Here is a 3,629-nt window from a genome sequence, read left to right on the forward strand (position 1 = left end):
ATTATTCGAGCACGTTTCATGGTATGACCCCCTCATCCAGGCTTGTTCCATAGAACATCATAGCTCTTTTTCCTGAATTTGAAAACACTTTTTATAGTATATGATGGGTTTTCCTCATCCATACGAAAGCACGCACCAACCGCCGTGCGTGCTTTCGTTTAACCTATTGGCAGGCTTTAGCGCTTCTCCATTTCAGCCAAAATAATTTTGTTTACCATCGGCGGGTTTGCCTGACCTTTGGTTTCTTTCATTACTTGACCGACGAGGAATCCGAGCGCTTTGTCTTTACCGTTCTTATAGTCTTCAATGGATTGCGGATTGTTATCCAGAATGGTCGTTACGATTTCGGTCAGCTGACCTTCATCGGAAATCTGGACAAGCCCTTTATCTTTAACAATTTTCTCTGGATCGCCGCCTTTTTCAACCAGTTCGCTGAAGACTTTCTTCGCGATCTTGGACGAAATCGTGCCATCTTCGATCAGCTTAATCATCTTCGCAAGGGAAGCTGGTGTAAGGGCGAGTTCATGAAGTTCTTTATAGTTTTTGTTCATATAAGCGGAAACTTCACCCATCAGCCAGTTGGATGCCTGCTTGATATCGGCTCCCTCAGCAATGGTTTCTTCAAAGAAGTCAGAGAGTTCTTTGTTATTGGTAAGCACCATCGCATCGTATTCCGGAAGATCAAGTTCCTCAATATAACGCTTCTTACGGGCAGCCGGAAGCTCTGGGATCTGGTCGAAAATACGCTGTTTCCAGGCTTCATCTATGTGCAGAGGCACAAGATCCGGCTCCGGGAAGTAGCGGTAATCGTCAGAACCTTCTTTAACACGCATAAGAATAGTCTCTTTCGTTTGTTCATCATAACGGCGTGTTTCCTGAAGGATTTCTCCACCGGAAAGCAGTTCCTTCTGCTGGCGCACTTCTTCAAACTCAAGTCCTTTTTGTACGAAAGAGAAGGAGTTCAAGTTCTTAAGCTCGGTTTTCACACCGAACTCTTCCTGACCGATCGGGCGGATCGACAGGTTGGCGTCACAACGAAGTGAACCTTCTTCCATTTTACAATCAGAAACACCAGTGTACTGGATGATATTTTTCAAAGCTTCCAGGTACGCATATGCTTCCTTTGGTGAACGGATGTCCGGCTCGGATACGATTTCGACAAGCGGTGTACCCTGACGGTTATAGTCCACAAGGGAGTAACCATCATCACTGTGGGTCAGCTTACCGGCGTCTTCCTCCATGTGAAGACGCGTAATGCCGATCCGTTTTTTCTCGCCGTCCACTTCGATATCAATATAGCCGTTTTCTCCGATTGGCTGATCAAATTGGGAAATCTGATACGCTTTCGGGTTGTCCGGATAGAAATAGTTTTTACGATCGAACTTCGTGTCCGTCGCGATATCACAATTCAAAGCCATTGCGGCTTTCATCGCATAGTTGACAGCTTCTTCGTTCAATACAGGCAATACGCCCGGGTACCCGAGATCAATCGGGTTTACGTTTGTATTCGGCTCATCTCCGAACATGTTCGGGGACGGGCTGAAGATTTTAGATGCCGTTTTTAATTCAACGTGGACCTCTAGGCCTATAATCGTTTCAAAATTCATGAGCGCGCACCTCCAAGGGACGGGCGTTGTTTATGGAATTCAGTAGCCTGTTCGAAGGCATGAGCGGTACGATACACACTGCTTTCATCAAAGTGGTTTCCGATGATTTGCAAACCGATCGGAAGACCATTAGAGGAGAAGCCGCATGGGATCGAAATACCTGGAACACCTGCCAGGTTTACAGGGATGGTCAGGATATCGTTCGCATACATCGTCATCGGATCATCGACTTTATCCCCTATTTTAAAGGCTGGTGTAGGCGTCGTCGGCCCTATAATTACGTCGTAATCTGCGAATACTTTTTCAAAATCGTTCTTAATCAGCGTACGTACCTGCTGAGCTTTTTTATAGTAAGCGTCATAGTACCCGGAGCTTAGTGCAAAGGTTCCAAGCATAATCCGGCGTTTCACTTCGTCACCGAAGCCTTCAGCACGGGAGCGCTTGAACATGTCGAGCATCGTCTCGGCATCTTGTGCGCGCTTGCCGTAACGGACACCGTCAAAACGGGCCAGGTTGGCAGAAGCTTCAGAGGAAGCGATCAGGTAGTACGTGGATAGAGCATATTTAGAGTGCGGAAGAGAAACTTCTTCCCATGTGGCTCCAAGTTCTTCATATTTCTGAAGGGCGGCCTGAACGGCTTCCTTCACTTCAGAAGAAACACCTTCACTAAGGTATTCTTTTGGTACGGCGATTTTCAGTCCTTTAACATCGCCTGTAAGAGCTTCACTGTAATTTGGAACCTCAACGTTCGCTGAAGTTGAATCCATGTTGTCGTGTCCAGCAATGGTTTCCAGCAAGAACGCATTGTCTTCCACGTTGCGTGTAATTGGACCGATTTGATCCAAAGAGGAAGCAAAAGCGACTAAACCGAAACGGGAGACACGGCCATATGTTGGTTTCAAGCCGACAACCCCGCAGTAAGCGGCGGGCTGACGGATCGATCCGCCGGTATCGGAACCGAGTGAATAAGGAACTTCTCCAGCAGCTACAGCCGCTGCTGAGCCACCGCTTGATCCGCCTGGAACGTAATCGGTATTCCAAGGGTTACGGACCGCGTCGTAGCTTGAGTTTTCATTAGAAGAACCCATAGCAAACTCGTCCATGTTGAGTTTACCAATGGTAATGGACTTCGCGTCATTCAACTTTTTGACGACCGTAGCATCGTACAATGGGTCGTTAAAATTACTTAGAATCTGGCTTCCGGCTGTGGTGCGGAGACCTTTGGTTACGATGTTGTCCTTTACACCAATTGGCAGACCGAACAGTTTAGCGGCGCTGTCGCCTCGCTGCTGATCGAGTTCTGCAGCCTGGGCGCGGGCGGCTTCTTCATTTAGCGTTAAGAAAGCCTTCACTTGCCCGTCTACCTCTTCAATTCGTTTATACGACTCGTCTACAAGATCCGTTACTCGGATTTCCTGATTATGTAGCTTCTCTTGAAGCTCACGTAATGTATAGTCAAATAGAGACATGATCAAACCTCCTATTCCAGTACCGATGGCACTTTGAATTGTCCATCTTTGTGCTCGGGTGCGTTATTAAGTACATCTTCTTTGTTGAGCCATTCTTTTGGCTCGTCTTTGCGTAAGACATTCTTCAGATCCAGTACGTGGGTGGTAGGAGCTACTCCCTCTGTGTCGAGTTCATTCAGCTGCTCGGCGTACGTAATAATATCGTCGAGCTGTTTTGTGAATGTATCGGCTTCGTCTTCTGTGATAGCAAGGCGTGCCAGGTTGGCTACGTGCTTCACTTCGTCTTTACTAATTCTTGACATAATGCGACCTCCATTTCGATCTCACATAATATATGATCATACCAAATATACGGCTTATGAATCAACGTGCGCTATTTTTACCCTTCTTATCTTAACATAAATGGCCTCCGGCTGTCTTAGCGTGCACCGCTCTTCCTCAAATTAAACCTTTCCATAGATCCAGGCAGGTGAACGTTAACTTTTGAAATGCGGGCGTTAGATATTGTGATTAACTTAAATAAGAATAGTTCTTACCCTATTGGGTTGTCGGA

The 3,629-nt window shown here is 46.6% G+C and carries 3 protein-coding genes; all 3 read right to left on the bottom strand.

The window, feature by feature from the left end:
- Nucleotides 1-176 precede the first annotated feature (176 nt).
- The 3 genes from gatB to gatC are packed head-to-tail and all read right to left on the bottom strand — an operon-like array spanning nt 177 to nt 3,378.
- Entirely contained in the window at nt 177-1,607 is a 1,431-nt protein-coding gene (gatB, locus tag WAM07_RS06785; RefSeq protein ID WP_224893458.1) for an Asp-tRNA(Asn)/Glu-tRNA(Gln) amidotransferase subunit GatB, read from the bottom strand.
- On the bottom strand, nt 1,604-3,076 hold the full coding sequence (gatA, locus tag WAM07_RS06790; protein ID WP_422165776.1) for an Asp-tRNA(Asn)/Glu-tRNA(Gln) amidotransferase subunit GatA: 1,473 nt from the start codon (nt 3,074-3,076) through the stop codon (nt 1,604-1,606). The genes gatB and gatA overlap by 4 nt, the downstream gene beginning before the upstream one ends.
- Nucleotides 3,077-3,087: 11 nt before the next feature.
- On the bottom strand, nt 3,088-3,378 hold the full coding sequence (gatC, locus tag WAM07_RS06795) for an Asp-tRNA(Asn)/Glu-tRNA(Gln) amidotransferase subunit GatC (protein WP_089751599.1): 291 nt from the start codon (nt 3,376-3,378) through the stop codon (nt 3,088-3,090).
- Nucleotides 3,379-3,629: the final 251 nt, after the last annotated feature.

It is taken from the genome of Halobacillus sp. (assembly GCF_049282395.1).
Classification (GTDB): Bacteria; Bacillota; Bacilli; order Bacillales; family Halobacillaceae; genus Halobacillus.